This is a genomic window from Burkholderia pseudomultivorans (genome assembly GCF_001718415.1).
In the GTDB taxonomy this organism is placed as follows: Bacteria; Pseudomonadota; Gammaproteobacteria; order Burkholderiales; family Burkholderiaceae; genus Burkholderia; species Burkholderia pseudomultivorans_A.
Window position 1 is genome coordinate 3,253,078 of sequence record NZ_CP013378.1, and the last position, 19,823, is coordinate 3,272,900.

The following is a 19,823-nucleotide window of genomic DNA, read 5'->3' on the forward strand; positions in this document are numbered from 1 at the left end:
ATCCGACGGTGCGCGCCGCCGCGGCCGGCACCGCGAAATCGCTACTTCTTCTCGGGTTCCGACGCGCCCGGCTGCTTGAACGGGAACGTGCTGAACATCGACTTCGCCTGGTTCTGCATCTGCTCCTGCATCTGCACGAACATGTTCTTCGACTGCTCGATGTAGCTGGTCATCATCCCTTGCATCATCGGCGCCTGCATGTTCATGAACTGCGACCAGATCTCCGGGTTCATCGCGTTGTTGTCGTACAGGTTCTTCGACTGATCCGCGAGCTTGTGCTGGATGTCGATGAACGCCTGGATGTTCTTTTCCAGGTACGTACCCATCATGCCCTGCATCGCATGGCCGTAGAAGCGGATGATCTGCGACAGCATCGACGACGAGAACATCGGCACGCCGCCGCTTTCCTCTTCGAGAATGATCTGCAGCAGGATGCTGCGCGTCAGGTCTTCATTGGATTTCGCATCGACGACCTTGAAATCCTCCTGGTCCAGCACGAGTTGCTTCACGTCGGTAAGCGTGATGTACGTGCTCGTCTCGGTATCGTAGAGCCGGCGGTTCGGATACTTCTTGATGAGCCGTTCGGCCGTCTTCTTTGTAGTAGTCATGTAACGCCTTTGAGTGCAGCGTAGCGCAAGTGACGAATCCCCGCCTCCCGAAACCGGGTGGCGGGGCGCTTCGGAAACACCGGGCCGCGCGGCTGTCCGGCCCGCGCCGCCCGGGGGTTCAGCCCATGTGCAGGCCGCCGTTCAGCGAGAAGTCGGCACCCGTCGCGAAGCCGGAATCGTTCGACGCGAGCCACGCGACGATCGAGCCGATTTCGTCCGGCCCGCCGAGGCGGCGCACCGGGATCGTCGCGACGATCTTCTCGAGCACGTCCGGACGGATCGCCTTCACCATGTCGGTGCCGATGTAGCCCGGCGACACGGTGTTGACCGTCACGCCCTTCGTCGCGACTTCCTGCGCGAGCGACATCGTGAAGCCGTGGATACCGGCCTTCGCGGTCGAGTAGTTGGTCTGGCCGAATTGCCCCTTCTGACCGTTCACCGACGAGATGTTGATGATGCGGCCCCAGCCACGCTCGACCATCCCGTCGATCACCTGTTTCGTCACGTTGAACAGGCTCGTCAGGTTGGTATCGATGACGGCAGTCCAGTCTTCATGCGTCATCTTGCGGAACACGACGTCGCGCGTGATGCCCGCGTTGTTGACCAGCACGTCGATTTCGCCGACTTCGGCCTTGACCTTGTCGAACGCCGCCTTGGTCGAGTCCCAGTCGCCGACGTTGCCTTCCGACGCGATGAAATCGTAGCCGAGCGCCTTCTGGTCCTCGAGCCACTTCACGCGACGCGGCGAGTTCGGGCCGCAGCCTGCCACCACCTTGAAGCCGTCTTTCGACAGGCGCTGGCAAATGCTGGTGCCGATGCCGCCCATCCCGCCCGTTACGTAAGCAATTCGCTGAGACATAAATCTCACTCCATTTTTTGGTTTCGAGAGTTGCCGAAGCCCCCTCTGACTTCACGCGACGCCGGCCGGTGCTGCAACCGGCCGGCGCCGGGATACGGTTGGCCGGACAGCCGCTTACGGACGCTCGACCGCGAGCGCGACGCCCATCCCGCCGCCGATGCACAGCGACGCCAGCCCGCGCTTCGCATCGCGCTTGACCATCTCGTGCAGCAGCGTCACCAGGATCCGGCAGCCCGACGCGCCGATCGGATGGCCGATCGCGATCGCCCCGCCGTTCACGTTCACCTTCGACGTGTCCCAGCCCATCTGCTTGTGCACCGCCAGCGCCTGCGCCGCGAACGCCTCGTTGATCTCCATCAGGTCCAGGTCGCCCGGCGTCCAGCCCGCACGCTCCAGGCAGCGGCGCGATGCCGGCACCGGACCCATGCCCATCACGCTCGGATCGACGCCCGCGTTCGCGTAGGCCTTGATCCGCGCGAGCGGCGTCAGCCCCAGCGCCTCGGCGCGCCTGGCCGACATCACCAGCACCGCCGCCGCGCCGTCGTTGATCCCCGACGCGTTGGCCGCCGTCACCGTGCCGTCCTTCGCGAACGCCGGCTTCAGGCCCGCGAGCGACTCCGCCGTCACGCCGTGACGCACGAACTCGTCCGTCTTGAACTGCAGCGGCTCGCCCTTGCGCTGCGGGATCGACACCGGCACGATCTCGTCGTCGAAGCGGCCCGCCTTTTGCGCGGCCTCGGCCTTGTTCTGCGACAGCGCCGCGAACGCGTCCTGCTCTTCGCGCGTGATCCCGTATTCCTTCGCGACGTTCTCCGCCGTGATCCCCATGTGGTACTGGTTGTACACATCCCACAGCCCGTCGACGATCATCGTGTCGACCAGCTTCGCGTCGCCCATCCGGAAGCCGTCGCGCGAGCCCGGCAGCACGTGCGGCGCCGCGCTCATGTTCTCCTGGCCGCCCGCGATCACGATGTCCGCGTCGCCCGCGACGATCGCGTTGGCCGCCAGCATCACCGCCTTCAGGCCCGAGCCGCACACCTTGTTGATCGTCATCCCCGGCACCGCGCTCGGCAGCCCGGCCTTGATCAGCGACTGGCGCGCCGGATTCTGGCCCGAGCCCGCCGTCAGCACCTGGCCCAGGATCACTTCGCTCACCTGCTCGGGCTTCACGCCCGCACGCTCCAGCACCGCGCGAACCACCGTCGCGCCCAGCTCCGGTGCCGCGATCTTCGCCAGCGAACCGCCGAATTTGCCGACCGCGGTCCGCGCGGCCGATACGATCACTACGTCCGTCATTTCCCTTTCCTCCAGGCCCGCGCGACACGGCGCATCGCTACCAGCCCTGTTAAAAAAACCGCGGCGCACCGGACAGCGTGCGCCGTCGTCCAGCTTTCGTCAATCGCGCTGCAATACGTAGCGGCCCGGCGCCGGCTCGATCACCGGGAACTGCGCGGAGCCCGGTTCGGCAGGCGGCGCGACCTTGCGGCCGCCGTACTGGTCGAGCCATTCGACCCAGGTCGTCCACCAGCTGCCCGGATGCTCGGTCGCACCGGCGAACCAGTCGTCCGCGTCGGCCGGCAGGTCGCCGTCGTCGACCCAATAGCTGCGCTTCTTCTTGGCCGGCGGGTTGATCACGCCGGCGATATGCCCGGACGCGCCGAGCACGAACTTCAGCGGCCCCGTCAGGATCGACGTCGACGCATAGGCCGTCTGCCACGGCACGATGTGATCCTCGCGCGACCCGTAGATGAAGGTCGGCACGTCGATCCGCGACAGGTCGACCGGCTCGCCGCATACGGTCAGCGCGCCCGGCTCGCGCAGCTTGTTCTCGAGATAGGTATTGCGCAGGTACCACGCGTACATCGGCCCGGGCAGGCTCGTCGAATCGCTGTTCCAGTACAGCAGGTCGAACGGCGCCGGCGTGCGGCCCTTCAGGTAGTTGTCGACGACGTAGTTCCACACGAGATCGTTCGGGCGCAGGAACGAGAACGTGTTCGCGAACTCGACGCCGCGCATCAGCCCCGGCGGCGCGCCGTTCTTGCCGCCGATCGTCTGCTCGCGCATCTGCACGTGCGCCTCGTCGACGAACACGTCGAGGATGCCCGTATCGGTGAAGTCGAGCATCGCGGTCAGCAGCGTCATCGATGCGGCCGGATGTTCACCGCGGGCGGCCAGCACCGCGAGCGCGGTGGCGAGCATCGTGCCGCCGACGCAGAAGCCGAGCGTGTTGATCTGCTCGCGACCGCTGATCTGCTGCACGGCGTCGATCGCCGCGAGCAGCCCTTCGTTCATGTAGTCGTCCCACGTCTTGTGCGCGACCGACGCATCGGCGTTGCGCCACGACACGAGGAACACCTGATGGCCGTTCGACAGCGCGTGCGCGACCAGCGAATTCTCGGGCTGCAGGTCGAGGATGTAGAACTTGTTGATGCACGGCGGCACGATCAGCAGCGGCCGCTCGAACACCTGGTCCGTCTTCGGCGCGTACTGGATCAGCTGGATCAGGTCGTTCTCGTAGACGACCGAGCCTTCGGTACACCCGAGGTTCTTGCCGACCACGAACTGCGATTCATCGGTCTGCGAAATCTTTCCGCGCTGCATGTCGCCGAGCAGGTTCATCATCCCCTGCCGCAGGCTTTCGCCCTGCGTCTCGAGAATCGATTTCTGCGCATCGGGATTGAGCGCGAGGAAGTTGCTCGGCGCGGCGGCAGCCGTCCATTGCTGGACCGTGAAACGGATGCGCTCGCGCGTCTTCGGATCGGTCTCGAGCGCGTCGGCCAGTTCCTGCAGATAGCGCGCATTGAGCAGATACCACGCGGCCGCGAACGCATGCGCGGGCGACGCCTTCCACGCGTCGCCGCTGAAGCGGCGGTCCTTCAGCTCGGGCGACTCCAGCTTCGCGGCGACGGCCTGCTGCATCAGCGTCATGCAGTCGCGCGCATAGTCGGCCTGCAGTTTCTGAAGCCGCTCGGGCGGGATCGCGGCAGCCGGCAGCTTCAGCCCCGCGAACGGCGACGCGGCGCCGCCGAAATCGGGCATCGACGGCATCTGGAACGGGAACGAAGTCGGGAACTGGAATGTCGCGAACGGATTCACCGCGGCCGATGCGGTCGCGGCGCGCGCCGGATCCGCAAAACCGCGCCACGCGTTCACCCACGCCTCGAACATCTGCTGCATCGGCTGGGCTGCCGGACCGAATCCCGCGCTGCCCGCGGAAGTGCCCGCCTGAGCGGACGTCGACGAATTTTTCGATGCTGTCATTACCTGCCTTACCGGTGATTCCTGAGCGTCAATCGTGAAATCCTGCTCGCTGCGCGGCATGCCGGCTGCGAGCCGGGCCGTCATGTCCTGGAGAGGCGTCTCCAGATTCTGCCGCAGTGCGGTATTTTTATCATTATCGTTTTCCCCATGTGAAGCGCCACATCAAACCGCTGAACATTTCAGCCCGGAGATAATCCACGCGCAACAGGCGGGACAAGGCTTTCGGAGAAACATAAAACATTTTGATTGACTTGACTCCGCGATTTTTCATTCGGTCGCGCATGCGGCGCCGCCGTGTCGCATCAATATCGAGATAACCCGATTTCGCAACGCAGCAAAATGCATCCGCATGCGCGACGCGGTCAATCGGCCAGCCAGATCGCCGCGGCCATGCGGCCCGTGACGCGATCGCGTCGGTACGAGTAGTACCGTTCGCGTTCGGCGACCGTGCAGGCGGTCCCGCCGCTCACGTGCGCGACGCCGGCACGCGCCAGGCGCAGACGCGCGAGTGCATACAGGTCGGCGAGGAACTTGCCGGGCGCGCCGTCGAGCGCGACGAACGCGCGCCGGGTTTCATCATGCTCCGACTGCGGGGCCGTGTCGAGAAATGCGTCGCGCACGTCCGCGCCGACCTCGAAGGCCCGCGGGCCGATTGCCGGCCCGAGGAAAGCATGCAGTTCGCTCGCATCGCCGCCTGCGAGCGTCGCGACGCGTGCCGCGGTCTGCTCGACGATGCCGGCCGCGAGCCCGCGCCAACCCGCGTGCGCCGCGCCCACCGCGCGCCCCTGCGCATCGCAGAGCAGCACCGGCAGGCAATCGGCGACCATCACGACGCAGACGGCGCCCGCGCGGTCGGTAACGCTCGCGTCGGCCCGTACCGGCGCTGCGGCAGCGGGCGCGGCCGCAATGACTTCGTCCGCACGCACGATCTGCGCGCCGTGGACCTGCTCGAGCCACGCCGCATCCGGCTGGCCGGCCAGCGCGAGCAGTCGCGCACGGTTCTCGGCGACATGCGCCGGGTCGTCGCCCGTATGCAGGCCGAGATTCATCCCGCCCGGCAACACTGCGCCGTCGCGCCAGCGCCCGTAAGGGCCCTCGCTGACGCCGCCGTTGCGCGTCGTGATCAAGGCGCGCACGCGCGGCGACACCTGCCAGTCGGGCTGCACGCAATCCTGCCAGGTCAGCGGGTTGGTCATCGGCACTCAATCCTCCTCGTCGTCCGCGTACGACCCATCGTCGTGGTAATCGCCGCCAAAATCATCGTCATAGCCACCGTCGTCGTCGAAATCCTCGTCGTTCTGCCCGAAGCCGAGCGCCTCGACGAGCGCGTTCATGTCGTCCGGCAACGGGCAGCGCCACTGCATCGCCTTGCCCGTGACCGGATGGATCAGGCCCAGCCGCCACGCATGCAGCGCCTGGCGCGCGAAACCGTTCGGCAGCGCCGCGACCGAGCGCTTGCCGCGTGCACGGCCGTAGACCGGGTCGCCCAGCAGCGGATGCCCGACATGCGAGCAATGCACGCGGATCTGGTGCGTGCGACCGGTTTCGAGATCGCACTGGATCGCGGACACGGGCTGACGTTGCCACACGCATGTGTCAACCGTGCGGAAATGCGTGCGCGCAGGCTTGCCGGATGCGCCGGTGACGACCGCCATGCGCGTGCGTTCGCGCGGATCGCGGCCGATCGGCGCGTCAATCGTGCCGTCCTCGGGCATCATGCCCCACACGAGCGCGAAATAGCGGCGCTTGACCGTGCGCGCCTGCAGCTGGCGCACGAGATCGGTCTGCGCGGCGAGCGTGCGCGCGACCACCATCAGGCCCGACGTTTCCTTGTCGAGGCGGTGGACGATCCCCGCGCGCGGCAGGCCGGCCGCCGCGTCGCCGTAGCGATGCAGCAGCCCGTTGAGGATCGTGCCGCTCCAGTTGCCGGCGGCCGGATGCACGACGAGGCCGGCCGGCTTGTTGATGACGACGAGCGCGTCGTCCTCGTAGACGACGTCGAGCGGCACCGGCTCCGGCGTGAACGCAAGCTGTTCGGGGAGCAGATCGGGCACCAGCTCGATCGTCGCGCCGAGCGGCACCGGCTGACGGATCTTCGCCGGTGCGCCGTCGATGCGCACGCGCTGCGCATCGATCCAGCTCTGCAGCCGGCTGCGGGAGAATTCGGGGAACAACTGGGCAAGCGCCTTGTCGAGTCGTTCGCCGGCGAGCGACGCGGGTACTTCGACGATGCGCGGCGCATCGTCGCCCGCCGCCGGCGGCACGCCGGACGGCTGCAACGCGTCGCCGGTCAGATCGTCGTCGAGGGAATCCCCGGAGGCAACGTCGGCGGGCCGATCGCTTGGGCTATAATCTTCGCGATTTGGCTTGCCCTGCGGGGCATTCTGCGAACTTGAACGGGTCATTTAGACTGGGTCACCGAGACTTGAAGCTAGGACATGCGAGCATGATGAATTCGACCAAACGCACGGCCAGAACCGTCGCCGCCCGGGCTGCGGCGGTAGCGGCCGCGGCCCTCATCGCCGGCTGCCACGGCTTGCCGCAGAAGCAGGACGAGACGGCTACCTGGTCGAACAACAAATTATACTCAGAGGCCCAGGACGCACTGTCCGGCGGCGACTGGGGCAAGTGCGCGAAATATTTCGAAGCGCTGCAGGGCCGCGACCCGTTCGGTCATTTCGCGCAGCAGGCGCAGATCAACGTCGCGTACTGCAACTGGAAGGACAACGAAACGGCCGCCGCCGACCAGGCCGTCGACCGCTTCATCCAGCTCCACCCGGATCACCCCGACATCCCGTACGCGTACTACCTGAAAGGGATGATCCACTTCAACGACGATCTCGGGCTGTTCGGCCGCTTCTCCGGCCAGGACATGAGCGAGCGCGATCCGCAGGCGCTGCGCGAATCGTACGATGCGTTCAAGGTCGTCGTCGATCGCTATCCGAAGAGCAAATACGCGCCCGACGCCGCGGCGCGGATGCGCTACATCGTCAACGCGCTCGCGTCGCACGAGGTGCATGCGGCCGACTACTACTACCGGCGCGGCGCATATGTCGCGGCGATCAACCGCGCGCAGCTCGCGATCAAGGATTACAAGGGCGCCCCGGCGATCGAGGATGCGCTGCACATCATGATCCTGTCGTACGGCAAGCTGAACCAGCCGCAACTCGCCGAAGACACCAAGCGCGTGCTCGCGGGCACGTTCCCGGACAGCCCGTACATCACGGGCCATGCACGCCCCGGCACGAAGAAGTCGTGGTGGCAGTTCTGAACGACGCTGCCTGCGGCGGCTGCCGCACCAATAAAAAACCCGGCCTGAGCCGGGTTTTTTATTGCCATCGGTTGCCGTCGCATCGACCGCCGCCAGCGACAGACAGCGCGGTAGTCGCCGCGCGCCGTCACGCGCGGTTGCCGGCGCGATGCTCGTCGAAGAAGTCCTGCACGACCGCGATCTCGCGCGTGCGCTTGAACGGCGGCAGGCTTTGCCAGATGCGGCGCCCGTAAGGCTTGTCGACGAGCCGCGTGTCACAGATCATCAGCACGCCGCGATCGGTTTCCGCGCGGATCAGCCGCCCCGCGCCCTGCTTCAGCGTGATCACGGCCTGCGGCAGCTGATGCACGGCAAACGGGCTCAGCCCCTTCTTCGTGAGTGCATCGAGCCGCGCGGCCAGCACCGGATCGTCGGGCGGCGCAAACGGCAGCTTGTCGATCACGACGAGCGACAGCGCGTCGCCACGCACGTCGACGCCTTCCCAGAAGCTCTGGCTGCCGACCAGGATCGCGTTGCCATACGCGCGGAAGCGGTCGAGCAGTTCGGTACGGCTCGCATCGCCCTGCACGAGAAGCGGCGTGTTCCAGCCGCGCGCCTCGATCACGTCGCGCAGCTTCGACGCGATGCGGTCGACCGCGCGCAGCGTCGTGCACAGCATGAACACGCCGCCGCCCGACGCCTCGATCGCCGGCAGCGCGGCATCGAACACCGCATCGGTAAATGCCGGCGAAGACGGCTGCGGCAGGTTGCGCGGCACGTACAGCAGCCCCTGCGACGGGTAGTCGAACGGGCTGGCGAGCGTCATCGAGCGCCGCGAGCTGAGGCCCATCTGCGCCGCGTAGTGCGTGAAGTCGCCGCGCACCGACAGGGTCGCCGACGTGAAGATCCATGCGCGCGGCACGCCCGCGCGCTGCTTTGCGAAGATCGGCGCGACCGACAGCGGCGTTTCGTGCAGCTGGACCGTATGTGCAAACACCTCGACCCAGCGCACCTTCTCGTTCGGATCGCCGTCGGCAGCCGCACCGTCGGCGGCCGACGCATCGGCTTGCGCAGCCGCTTCGGCCGCGCCGGGCGCAACCCAGCCCGCCAGCAGATCCTGCAGTTCGCGCGCGCGCCGCAGGCACGCACCGAGCGATTCCGCACGCTCGGCCTGGCTCGCCAGTGCCGACGCGAGTGCGTCCAGCGCCGCCTCGAGTGCATCGAGCGCACCGAACATCGGGTGATCGTCGCCGAGCTGCGCGAGCGACATGCGCACGATCTGGTCATTCGCGAACGCGAGACGCAGGTCGCGCGCCGCACGTTCGAGCTCGCCGCCGAGCTTCACCCATTCGACCGCATCGCGCGCGTGGCTCAAGCCCTCGGCCACCGTGTCGCGGGCCAGTTCGAGGATCTGCGTCGTCGACAGCGTCTCGCCGAAGAACAGCGTCGCCGTCTCCGGCAACTGATGCGCTTCGTCGAAGATCACCGTGTTCGCATTCGGCAGCAGCTCGGCCATCCCGGTATCGCGCAGCATGATGTCCGCGAAGAACAGGTGATGGTTGACGACCACGACGTCGGCCTGCTGCGCCTCGCGCCGCGCCTGCATCACGAAGCACTCCTTGTAATGCGGGCATTCCTGGCCGAGGCAGTTGTCGCGCGTGGACGTGACCATCGACCATACAGGCGCCGTTTCCGGCACGCTGGCCAGCTCGGCCTTGTCGCCGCTCTTGGTGATCTTCGCGAAGCGGATGATTTCCTGCAGATAGGCCGTGTCCTGCCGCGACGGCAGGCGACCGTTGTCGGCCGTGCGCTGCAGGTAGTAATGGCACAGATAGTTCGCGCGCCCCTTGAGCATCGCGACCGTCACGGGCACCGCGAGCGCATTGCGAACCGTGGGGATGTCGCGCAGGAACAGCTGGTCCTGCAGGTGCTTGGTGCCGGTCGACACGATCACCTTGCCGCCCCACAGCATCGCGGGCACCAGATACGCGTAGGTCTTGCCGGTACCCGTACCGGCCTCGACGATCAGCGTGTTGTCGCCCGCGTCGGCGTCGGGCTCGGCGGCCGCGACGGGCGCCGCGCCCGGTTCGGCGGTTTTGTCGCCTTCGCCGAGGCGGCGCGCGGGCCGCTTGCGGGTTTCGAAGATCTCGGGTTCCGGCATCCGGCGCGCGGACGCCTCCATCGCGGACGCGACGGCGCGCGCCATCTCGATCTGCGACGTCCGGGGCCGATAGCCGTCGAGCGTGCGCGCGAGCAACCCGCCTTCGCCGAAGATCGTGTCGAGTTCGTCGACGCGCTTGCGGCTCAGCTCGAAGGTGCCTTCGGGCGCACGAACGCGCCCGGCGGACGACGCGTCACGCCGGGCATCGGGGGTGGCTTCAAGCGGTGAATTCAAGGCAAGCGTTCCTGTGTCCTGCGCCCGGGCGGCGCCGGCGCTTGCCAGGCCGCGCTCAGGCGCGCTTATCCGGTTCGAGCTGCGATTGCAGCAAAATGATTTTGTCCTTGGCCGCCAGCTTTTCCTTCTTCAGCCGGTGCAGCGTGATGTCGTCGATGTCGGAGTGCCCTTCCTTCAGCTCGATCTCCCGAGCGAGCTGCTGGTGCTGCTCCTGCAATGCAGCCAAACGGTTGTGCAATTCCTGCTGCTGTTCCGTGTGACGGTTTTGCATACCTGCCTCCTCATCGAAGCGGCGCGCCGACTGGCGTGCCGACGCGCACGAGACTGATTCCGGATCAATCCAACACGTTACTGCCCCTGCTGTTGCTGCTGTTTGGCCTTTTGGGCCGCTTCCTGCTGACGCCGCTCGACGTCGGCCTTGTGCTGCGCGGCCTCCTTCTGCTTCTGCTCGTAGCGCGCGGCGTTGTCCGCCCGCTCCTGCGCCTTCTGCGCCGCCTGCTGGTGCGCCTGGTCGAGCTTGCGCTGGAAATCGGCCTGCTTCTGGTCGTACGCCTGCTTGTTCGCCGCGCGCTGCGGACCTTCCGCGCCGCGCTGCGCCTGCTTCAGTGCATTCTGCTCCTGCTTTTCGCGGAACGCCGCCGCATTCGCCGCGTCGGTCGCCGCGCGCTGCGGCGCTTCCGCCGCGTTCTGCGCCTGCTTCAGCGCGATCTGCTGGTCGCGCTGCTGCGCGCGCACCGCGCGCTGCTCGTCGTCGAGCGCGAGCTGCTCCTGCTGGATGCTCGCCCGCTCCTCGCGCATCCGGTCGCGCGCCTTGCCGAGACAGTGATTGACGAAAAACTTGCTGTAGCAATCATGCTCGGCCACGGCATAACGATAATCGTTTTCCGCGGAGCGTTGATTGAGCACTTTTTGACGGGCGTCAAAATCCTGCGCGGGGCCGGCCGCGCCGGGGGCCGACGCGACGGCGTCCGGGGCGGTGACGGCCGAAGCCTGCGCGTACGCGCCGGACGGCCCGACGGACAAAGCCGCGGCAAGCGCTGCGCCGAGCGCGACGAGAGAAAAGCGGGAAGTTGGCAACGTCGTAGGAAAGCTGCGGGACATGTGTCAAATTCTATCACCGCCGGCTGGACGCTCCGCCATTTATGGCAAAATGCCCCGCTTCACCCACCCGCGGCATCAGGTCCGGCGGGCCCGCCAAGCAGCCCGCCGCGCCGGGCGTGCCGGCCCGCGCCGCGATTTCAGCAGGCAGAAGCTCATCAACGACATGACGGAAACCGTAGCACTCAAGATCGTACAGCGCATCGCCACCGAACTGTCCGTCCAGCCGCGCCAGGTCGCGGCAGCGGTGCAACTCCTCGACGAAGGCTCGACCGTTCCGTTCATTGCCCGGTATCGCAAGGAAGTCACCGGCAACCTGGACGACACACAACTGCGCCAGCTCGAAGAACGCCTCCTGTATCTGCGCGAACTCGAGGATCGCCGCGCGGCGATCCTGTCGAGCATCGACGAACAGGGCAAGCTGACCGACGAGCTGCGCGCCGCGATCGACGCGGCCGACAGCAAACAGGTGCTCGAAGACCTTTATCTGCCGTACAAGCCGAAGCGCCGCACGCGCGCACAGATCGCGCGCGAAGCCGGCCTCGAGCCGCTCGCGCAGGCGCTGCTCGCGAACCCGCTGCTCGACCCGCAGGTCGAGGCCGCCGCGTACGTCGACGCCGACAAGGGCGTCGCCGACGTGAAGGCCGCGCTCGACGGCGCGCGCGACATCCTGTCCGAGCAGTTCGGCGAGACGGCCGAGCTGCTGGGCAAGCTGCGCGACTACCTGAGCAATCAGGGCGTCGTGTCGTCGACGGTCGTCGAGGGCAAGGAAAACGAGGAAGGCGAGAAGTTCCGCGACTACTACGATTACGCGGAAACGTTGAAAACCGTGCCGTCGCACCGCGCGCTCGCGCTGTTCCGCGCCCGCAACGCCGGCGTGCTGACGATCAAGCTCGGCCTCGGCGAAGAACTCGACACGCAGGTGCCGCATCCGGGCGAAGCGATGATCGCGCGCCATTTCGGCATCGCGAACCAGAATCGCCCGGCCGACAAGTGGCTGTCCGACGTATGCCGCTGGTGCTGGCGCGTGAAGGTGCAGCCGCATATCGAGAACGAACTGCTCACGCAGCTGCGCGAAACGGCCGAAGCCGAAGCGATCCGCGTGTTCGCGCGCAACCTGAAGGACCTGCTGCTCGCGGCCCCGGCCGGCCCGAAGGCCGTGATCGGTCTCGACCCCGGCCTGCGCACGGGCGTGAAGGTCGCGGTCGTCGACCGCACCGGCAAGGTGCTCGCGACCGACACGATCTACCCGCACGAGCCGCGCCGCGACTGGGACGGCTCGATCGCGAAGCTCGCGCGCCTCGCCGCGCAGACGCAGGCCGAGCTGATCAGCATCGGCAACGGCACCGCGTCGCGCGAGACCGACAAGCTCGCGAGCGAGCTGATCGCGAAGCATCCCGAACTGCGTCTGCAGAAGATCGTCGTGTCGGAAGCCGGCGCGTCGGTCTATTCGGCGTCCGAACTCGCGGCGAAGGAATTCCCCGACATGGACGTGTCGCTGCGCGGCGCCGTGTCGATCGCGCGCCGCCTGCAGGATCCGCTCGCCGAGCTCGTGAAGATCGAGCCGAAGGCGATCGGCGTCGGCCAGTACCAGCACGACGTGAACCAGCGCGAACTGGCCCGCTCGCTCGATGCGGTCGTCGAGGACTGCGTGAACGCGGTCGGCGTCGACGCGAACACCGCGTCCGCCGCGCTGCTCGCGCGCGTGTCGGGGCTGAACGCGACGCTCGCGCGCAACATCGTCGACTACCGCGATGCGAACGGCCCGTTCCCGTCGCGCGAGCACCTGCGCAAGGTGCCCCGCCTCGGCGACAAGACCTTCGAACAGGCGGCCGGCTTCCTGCGCATCAACGGCGGCGAAAATCCGCTCGACCGCTCGTCGGTGCACCCTGAAGCCTATCCGGTCGTCGAGCGGATGCTGGCCAGGATCAGCAAGCGCATCGACGACGTGCTCGGCAATCGCGACGCGCTGTCGGGCCTGTCGCCGAGCGAATTCGTCGACGAGCGCTTCGGCCTGCCGACCGTGCGCGACATCCTGTCCGAACTGGAAAAGCCGGGCCGCGATCCGCGCCCCGAATTCAAGACCGCGACGTTCCGCGAAGGCGTCGAGAAGGTGTCGGATCTGGTGCCGGGCATGACGCTGGAAGGCGTCGTGACGAACGTCGCCGCATTCGGCGCATTCGTCGATGTCGGCGTCCACCAGGACGGCCTCGTGCACGTGTCCGCGATGTCGACGAAGTTCATCAAGGATCCGCACGAAGTCGTGAAGGCCGGCCAGGTCGTCAAGGTCAAGGTGCTCGACGTCGACGTGAAGCGCCAGCGCATTTCGCTGACGATGCGCCTCGACGACGACGCGGCGCCCGGCGCATTGTCGGCGCGCGGCGGTCAGGATCGCGGCAACGCGGGGCGCGGCGCAGCCCGCCCGACGCGTTCGCGCGAGCCGGAACCGGCCGGCGCGATGGCCGCGGCGTTCGCGAAGCTCAAGCAGCGCTGAGCCGGCGAGGGTCGCCTCCAATAGCAAAGCCCGCCATCCGGCGGGCTTTTTTACTGTGGCGACAGGACCAGGAAAGGCGGGAAAGGACGAAACCGCCGAGCGCGACGCGACGCGCAGGCCGGCACGTCAACCCGGCCTGCGGCGGCGCCTAGATCTCGATCTTCGTGCCGAGCTCGACGACGCGGTTCGCCGGAATCGCAAAGAAATCGGTCGGCTTCGCGGCGTTCTGGTGCATCCACGCGAACACGCGCTCGCGCCAGATCGACATGCCGGGCAGCTGCGTCGGCACGACCGTTTCGCGCGCGAGGAAGAACGACGTGTCCATCAGCTCGAAGGTCATGTCGTGCGTGCGGCCGAACTCCTCGAGCACCGCCTTCACGTCCGGCGTCTCGTTGAAGCCGTATTCGGCCTTCACGATATACAGGCCGCCGCCCGCATCGCGCGCGCTCAGGCGCTTGTCGTCGCGCACGTACGGAATGTCGCGCGTGACGAAGGTCATGAACAGCGTACGCTCGTGCAGCACCTTGTTGTGCTTCAGGTTGTGCAGCAGGCTGACGGGCACGAGCTTGTCGTTGCCGGTCAGGTAGATCGCGGTGCCCGACACGCGGTGCGGCGGATGCGCGAGCAGCCCCTGCAGGAACGGCTCCAGCGGAATACCGTCGGCCGCGGTGCGCTCCTTGACGATGTGCCGCCCCTTGTACCAGGTCATCAGCAGGAAGAACAGCAGCGCGCCGATGCCGAGCGGCAGCCAGCCGCCCTGCGCGACCTTCAGCAGGTTCGCGCCGAAAAAGCCGAGATCGATCGTCAGGAAGACGGCAATGATCGCGCCGACCAGCAGCCGGTTCCAGTTCCACACCTTCACCATCACGACGCATGCGAGCACCGTCGTGATCACCATCGTCGCCGTCACCGCGATGCCGTATGCGGCCGCGAGATTGTCGGAGCTCTTGAAACCGATCACGATGCAGAGGATCACGAACAGCAGCAGCCAGTTCACGACCGGCACGTAGATCTGGCCGATCGCCAGTTCGGACGTGTGCAGCACTTTCATGCGCGGCACGTAGCCGAGCTGGATCGCCTGCGAGGTCAGCGAATACGCGCCCGAGATCACCGCCTGCGACGCGATCACGGTGGCGACCGTCGACAGGATCACGAGCGGCAGCAGCGCCCATTCCGGCGCCAGCAGGAAGAACGGGTTTTCGATCGCCTTCGGGTTCTGGATCAGCAGCGCGCCCTGCCCGAAGTAGTTCAGCACCAGCGACGGCATCACGAGCCCGTACGCGGCGATGCGGATCGGCTTTGCGCCGAAGTGACCCATGTCCGCGTAGAGCGCTTCGGCGCCGGTCAGCACCAGCACGACCGAGCCGAGCACGACGTAGGCCTGCAGCAGGTGATCGGCCATGAACGACGCGGCGTAATACGGGTTGATCGCCGCGATGATGCCCGGCACGCGCACGATGTGATACACACCGAGCGCCGCGATCGCGACGAACCACAGCACCATGATCGGGCCGAACAGCTTGCCGACCGTCGCGGTGCCGTGGCGCTGGATCCAGAACAGCGCGATCAGGATCACGATCGTGATCGGCAGCACGAGATGGGTCAGTTGCGGCGCGGCGATCTCGAGCCCTTCGACCGCCGACATCACCGAGATCGCCGGCGTGATCACCGCGTCGCCGTAGAACATGCACGCGCCGAAGATCCCGAGCGCCATCAGCGCGCCCGCCACGCGCCCCTTCGAATTGAGCGGCCGCAGCGACAGCGCCATCAGCGCGAGCACGCCGCCCTCGCCGTTGTTGTCGGCGCGCATCACGAACAGCAGGTATTTGACACCGACCACCAGGATGATGGCCCAGAACAGCAGCGAGATCACCCCGAGAATCGAGGATTCGGTCAGCGGAATGCCGTGCGCGGGGCTGAACGCCTCCTTGAGCGAATACAGCGGGCTCGTCCCGATGTCGCCGAACACCACGCCGATGGCCGCTATCGCGAGCGCCCGCAGCGAGTGTTGATGCGCCGAATGCGGCGCGTGGGCTGCTGCGTCGGTCGGGTGGATCGTATCGTTCATATGAAGCGTAATAATCGGGTCCGGATTCGGACAAAACGAGCGCTATTCTACTCGCGCACCCACGAAAAGCCGTCCTGCGCTGTTGCCGCGAAGCCACGTGACCCATGCCGCGGATGCAATGCGACGCGAGCTGTGGCAGGCCTGCCATCATAGCCGGGGCCGTGCCGCCTGCCTACCGGGCCGCCCCGCCGCCGGCGCCGCCCGCCAATGAAAACGGCGCCGCAAGCGGCGCCGTGCAAGGCTTTCGTCGACGATACGAGGCGCTTATGCGCCCGAACCGTCGCGCTGCGCGCGACCGCGCTTGATCCACGCCTCGAGGTTGTGCGGGCGCACCGTGTCCCACTCCTCGAACGGCTGATGAATCCACGGATTCGTCGGCAGGAACTGCGTGTGGTAGTCGGGCTTGACCTTCGAGCACCCCTTGTACCAGAGCACGGCCGAGCGCACCGCCGTGACGGCCGGATAACGCTCCTTCAGATGCTCCTGCACGCATGCGAGCGTGACGCCGGAATCGACGAGATCGTCGACCAGCAGCACGTTGCCCGCGAGATTGCCGCGTGTCATCGTGATGTACTGCGCGATATCGAGTTCGCCCTGCTCGCGGCCGGCGGCTTCCCGGTACGAGCTCGTCGCGAGGATCGCGAGCGGCACGTCGTAGATGCGCGAGAGCTGGTCGCCGACGCGCAGGCCGCCGCGCGCGAGACACAGGATCTGGTCGAACTTCCAGCCCGACTCGTGCACCTGCAGCGCGAGCAGTTCGATCAGCCGGTGATATTCATCCCAGCCGACCCACAGGTTCTTGTCGTCGTTGCGCGGATCAGTCATCAGATCGGCGGCCGTCATCGTATGTTGCTGCGTCATCTGGAAATTACACCTTGAACGGATGGCGAAGCAGGATCGTTTCGTCGCGGTCCGGACCCGTCGACACCATGTCGATCGGCACGCCGGCCACTTCCTGGACGCGTGCCAGGTAAGCCTGCGCATTGGCCGGCAGCGCGTCCCACGCCTTGATGCCGACGGTGCTTTCCTTCCAGCCCGCGAAGGTTTCGTAGACGGGCTCGCAACGGGCCACGTCGGCCGCGCCGCGCGGCAGGATGTCCACGTCCTTGCCGTCGATCTTGTAGCCGACGCACAGCTTGACCTCTTCGAGGCCGTCGAGCACGTCCAGCTTCGTCATGCACAGGCCCGACACGCCGTTGATCTGGATCGAGCGGCGCAGCGCAGCGGCGTCGAGCCAGCCGGTGCGGCGCGGACGGCCGGTGACCGAGCCGAATTCCTTGCCGACGTTCGCGAGCGTGACGCCGACCTGGTCCTGACGCTTCGGGTTGTCCGCATCGTACAGTTCGCTCGGGAACGGACCCGAGCCGACGCGCGTGCAGTACGCCTTGGTGATGCCGAGGATGTAGTTGAGCTTCTGCGGACCGACGCCGGCGCCGGCGGACGCCGCCCCGGCGACGCAGTTGCTCGACGTGACGAACGGATAGGTGCCGTGGTCGATGTCGAGCAGCGTGCCCTGCGCGCCTTCGAACAGCAGGTTCTGGCCCGCATTGTTCGCGTCGTACAGACGGCGCGACACGTCGGCCACCATCGGCTTCAGGCGATCGGCATAGCCGAGCATCGTGTCGAGCGTGGCCTGGAAGTCGACGGCCGCGCCGCCCAGGTACTGGGTCAGCACGAAGTTGTGGAAATCGAGGTTTTCGCGCAGGCGGTCGGCGAAGGTCTTCGCGTCGAACAGGTCCTGCACGCGCAGCGCGCGACGGCCGACCTTGTCTTCGTACGCCGGGCCGATGCCGCGGCCGGTCGTGCCGATCTTGCCGGCGCCCTTGCGCGCTTCGCGCGCCTGGTCGATCGCGATGTGGTACGGCAGGATCAGCGTCGTGGCTTCGGAGATGAACAGACGATCGCGCACGTTCACGCCGGCTTCTTCGAGCTCGCCGATTTCCTTGAACAGTGCTTCGGGGGACAGTACGACGCCGTTGCCGATGAAGCACGCGACGCCTTCACGCATGATGCCCGACGGAATGAGGCGCAAGATCGTCTTCTTGCCGCCGATGATGAGGGTGTGACCGGCGTTGTGGCCGCCCTGGAAACGCACGACGCCTTGAGCGTGGTCCGTCAGCCAGTCGACGATCTTGCCCTTGCCTTCATCACCCCATTGAGTCCCCACGACGACGACGTTGCGCCCGGGAGTCACATTCACTGCGCTGGCAGACATGTTGATTCGTTAGCTGGTTAAAAACGTATTCTACCTAGGTTCGCGGACGATTCCGAATTTTTCCGTTTCGCGTCAACGATATGCACGTCGAACGCGGCCCGCGAACCCCTGTTTAACGGGGCTCGACCACCCATGCGCCGTTGCGCTCGACGAGCGAACGGTCGCAGGCGAACTCGTCGAGCACGTGGTCGTGGCCCGGCAGCGCCTGGATCACGACCTCGCCCGCATCGCGCAGCGCGGCGACGGCGGCCTGCAGCGCATCGTCCTGCGCCCACGGCGCGAGGATCGCGGTACCGCGCGCCTCGACCGGCGAAATCCGCGCAAGCTCGCGCAGGTCGAGCGAGAAGCCCGTCGCCGGGCGCGCCCGGCCGTATGCCTGGCCGACATGGTCGTAACGGCCGCCGCGCGCGATCGCGTTCGGCACGCCGTCGATGTAGGCGGTAAACATCGCACCGCTGTGGTACGCGTAGCCGCGCAGGTCCGCCAGGTCGATCGCGACCTCGGCGCCCTTCGCCTGCGCCGCGAGCTGCGCGAGATCGTCCAGCGCGCGCGTGATCTCCGGCAGCACCGGCAGCCGCGAGCGCGCCTCGTCGAGCACGCTCGCATCGCCGTACAGGTGCGGCAGCGCGCGCAGCGCGGCGCGCGTGTCGGCGCCGAGATCGTCGGTCAGTTCGTTCAGGAGCGGCACATCCTTGCCCGACAGCGCGTCGTACAGCGCCTCGCCGCGCGCCGCGGCCTGCGCATCGCGCGCGAGCAGCGCCGCGAGCACGCCCGCGTGGCACAGGTCGAGACGGATGCGCGACAGGCCCGCGAGATGCAGCGCGTCGAGCATCAGCTGCTGGATCTCGAGATCGGCTTCGAGCCCCGCATGGCCATAGATTTCCGCGCCGATCTGGATCTGTTCGCGCGTCGCATGCAGGCCGCGCGGACGCGTATGCATCACGTGGCCCGCATAGCAGAGGCGCGTCACGCCCTGACGGTTCAGCAGGTGCGCGTCGATGCGCGCGACCTGCGGCGTGATGTCCGCGCGCAGGCCGAGCGTGCGCCCCGACAGCTGGTCGACCAGCTTGAAGGTGCGCAGGCGCAGATCGGCGCCGCCGCTCGTCAGCAGCGACTCGAGATACTCGAGCAGCGGCGGCATCACCATCTCGTAGCCATACGACCGGAAGCGGTCGAGCAGCCTGCGGCGCAGCTCCTCGATCTTGCGCGCTTCCGACGGCAATACGTCGGCGATATTCTCGGGAAGTAACCAGGTCGACATCGGTACGGTCCTACGACATGAAACGGCGCGCGCCACGCGCGCCGCAAGATGAATCGGCAATCGGAATCGGGCGGGACGGACGGCGGGTGCGCCGTCCGGGATCAGGTGGCGAGCAGCAGCAGCACGAGCCCGAGCGCCATGACGATCAGCCCGCCGATCCGGATATGATGCGGCGGCCGCTCCGCTATTCTACGAAACGTGTCGCGCCAGGCGACAGGAAACACGAAGGGGAACGCCCCCTCGATGATCAGCATCAGCGCTACTGCGAGCAACAACGAGCCAGCCAGGTCCATGCGAGCGACGGCGCCGCTCGA

Annotated in this window: 16 protein-coding genes; 2 read left to right on the top strand and 14 right to left on the bottom strand. The window is 66.9% G+C overall.

The window, feature by feature from the left end:
• Positions 1-41: 41 nt before the first annotated feature.
• The 6 genes from phaR to WS57_RS27335 all read right to left on the bottom strand — a co-directional run bounded on the left by phaR (position 42) and on the right by WS57_RS27335 (position 7,133).
• A complete protein-coding gene (phaR, locus tag WS57_RS27310) occupies positions 42-608 on the bottom strand; it encodes a polyhydroxyalkanoate synthesis repressor PhaR (protein WP_009687793.1) in 567 nt (188 codons plus the stop codon).
• Between the two features lie 118 nt (positions 609-726).
• Positions 727-1,467, bottom strand: a complete 741-nt coding sequence (locus WS57_RS27315) for a 3-ketoacyl-ACP reductase (RefSeq protein ID WP_009687792.1) — start codon at positions 1,465-1,467, stop codon at positions 727-729.
• A gap of 114 nt (positions 1,468-1,581) precedes the next feature.
• Entirely contained in the window at positions 1,582-2,763 is a 1,182-nt protein-coding gene (locus WS57_RS27320) for an acetyl-CoA C-acetyltransferase (protein WP_040127488.1), read from the bottom strand.
• A gap of 99 nt (positions 2,764-2,862) precedes the next feature.
• On the bottom strand, positions 2,863-4,728 hold the full coding sequence (gene phaC, locus WS57_RS27325; RefSeq protein WP_059512692.1) for a class I poly(R)-hydroxyalkanoic acid synthase: 1,866 nt from the start codon (positions 4,726-4,728) through the stop codon (positions 2,863-2,865).
• Positions 4,729-5,090: 362 nt separating this feature from the next.
• Positions 5,091-5,924, bottom strand: coding sequence for a peptidoglycan editing factor PgeF (gene pgeF, locus WS57_RS27330; RefSeq protein WP_069245111.1), 834 nt, complete (start codon positions 5,922-5,924; stop codon positions 5,091-5,093).
• Between the two features lie 6 nt (positions 5,925-5,930).
• Positions 5,931-7,133: an RluA family pseudouridine synthase gene (locus tag WS57_RS27335; protein WP_069245112.1), complete on the bottom strand. Its 1,203-nt coding sequence runs from the start codon at positions 7,131-7,133 to the stop codon at positions 5,931-5,933.
• A 41-nt stretch (positions 7,134-7,174) separates the two neighbouring features.
• Here WS57_RS27335 and WS57_RS27340 point away from each other — a divergent pair, with 41 nt between their 5' ends.
• Entirely contained in the window at positions 7,175-7,999 is an 825-nt protein-coding gene (locus tag WS57_RS27340) for an outer membrane protein assembly factor BamD (RefSeq protein ID WP_009687986.1), read from the top strand.
• Between the two features lie 127 nt (positions 8,000-8,126).
• Here WS57_RS27340 and WS57_RS27345 read toward each other — a convergent pair whose 3' ends face one another.
• The 3 genes from WS57_RS27345 to WS57_RS27355 form a co-directional block, all read right to left on the bottom strand.
• Positions 8,127-10,373 (bottom strand): ATP-dependent DNA helicase, encoded by a 2,247-nt coding sequence (locus WS57_RS27345; protein ID WP_059512696.1) that lies wholly within the window; start codon positions 10,371-10,373, stop codon positions 8,127-8,129.
• Positions 10,374-10,428: 55 nt separating this feature from the next.
• Positions 10,429-10,644 (bottom strand): YdcH family protein, encoded by a 216-nt coding sequence (locus WS57_RS27350; protein ID WP_006478692.1) that lies wholly within the window; start codon positions 10,642-10,644, stop codon positions 10,429-10,431.
• 77 nt (positions 10,645-10,721) lie between these two features.
• Positions 10,722-11,474, bottom strand: coding sequence for a hypothetical protein (locus WS57_RS27355; protein WP_059601138.1), 753 nt, complete (start codon positions 11,472-11,474; stop codon positions 10,722-10,724).
• A gap of 163 nt (positions 11,475-11,637) precedes the next feature.
• Between WS57_RS27355 and WS57_RS27360 the strand changes: the two genes are divergently transcribed.
• Entirely contained in the window at positions 11,638-13,965 is a 2,328-nt protein-coding gene (locus WS57_RS27360) for a Tex family protein (RefSeq protein WP_059512700.1), read from the top strand.
• A gap of 148 nt (positions 13,966-14,113) precedes the next feature.
• Here the strand turns inward: WS57_RS27360 and WS57_RS27365 are convergent, their stop codons facing one another.
• The 5 genes from WS57_RS27365 to WS57_RS27385 all read right to left on the bottom strand — a co-directional run bounded on the left by WS57_RS27365 (position 14,114) and on the right by WS57_RS27385 (position 19,802).
• Positions 14,114-16,033: a potassium transporter Kup gene (locus WS57_RS27365; protein ID WP_009687991.1), complete on the bottom strand. Its 1,920-nt coding sequence runs from the start codon at positions 16,031-16,033 to the stop codon at positions 14,114-14,116.
• A 264-nt stretch (positions 16,034-16,297) separates the two neighbouring features.
• Complete coding sequence (locus WS57_RS27370) at positions 16,298-16,894, bottom strand: phosphoribosyltransferase (RefSeq protein ID WP_069245113.1); 597 nt, start codon at positions 16,892-16,894, stop codon at positions 16,298-16,300.
• Positions 16,895-16,901: 7 nt separating this feature from the next.
• Positions 16,902-18,248: an adenylosuccinate synthase gene (locus WS57_RS27375; RefSeq protein WP_040127495.1), complete on the bottom strand. Its 1,347-nt coding sequence runs from the start codon at positions 18,246-18,248 to the stop codon at positions 16,902-16,904.
• A 112-nt stretch (positions 18,249-18,360) separates the two neighbouring features.
• Entirely contained in the window at positions 18,361-19,509 is a 1,149-nt protein-coding gene (locus tag WS57_RS27380; RefSeq protein ID WP_009687994.1) for an ATP phosphoribosyltransferase regulatory subunit, read from the bottom strand.
• A 101-nt stretch (positions 19,510-19,610) separates the two neighbouring features.
• Positions 19,611-19,802, bottom strand: a complete 192-nt coding sequence (locus tag WS57_RS27385; RefSeq protein ID WP_009687995.1) for a DUF2065 domain-containing protein — start codon at positions 19,800-19,802, stop codon at positions 19,611-19,613.
• Positions 19,803-19,823: the final 21 nt, after the last annotated feature.